Below are 426 nucleotides of genomic sequence, written 5' to 3' on the forward strand. Positions count from 1 at the left end.
TGCAGTGGGGAATCTTGCACAATGGGGGCAACCCTGATGCAGCGACGCCGCGTGAGTGATGAAGCCCTTCGGGGTGTAAAGCTCTTTCGGCAGGGACGATAATGACGGTACCTGAAGAAGAAGCTGCGGCTAACTACGTGCCAGCAGCCGCGGTAATACGTAGGCAGCGAGCGTTGTTCGGAGTTACTGGGCGTAAAGCGTGCGTAGGCGGTTTTGCAAGTCTGGTGTGAAATCTCCCGGCTCAACTGGGAGGGTGCGCCGGAAACTGCAAGGCTGGAGTATGGGAGAGGTAGGCGGAATTCCTGGTGTAGCGGTGAAATGCGTAGATATCAGGAGGAACACCTGTGGTGTAGACGGCTTACTGGACCATGACTGACGCTGATGTACGAAAGCATGGGGAGCAAACAGGATTAGATACCCGGGTAG

At 55.9% G+C, this 426-nt stretch carries 1 rRNA gene; it reads left to right on the forward strand.

The annotated features are described in order from the left end of the window. Positions 1 to 426 (forward strand): 16S ribosomal RNA (locus HH110_RS19250); the annotation flags it as partial.

Source organism: Stenotrophomonas sp. SAM-B, assembly GCF_013387485.1.
Taxonomy (GTDB): domain Bacteria; phylum Pseudomonadota; class Gammaproteobacteria; order Xanthomonadales; family Xanthomonadaceae; genus Stenotrophomonas; species Stenotrophomonas maltophilia_AA.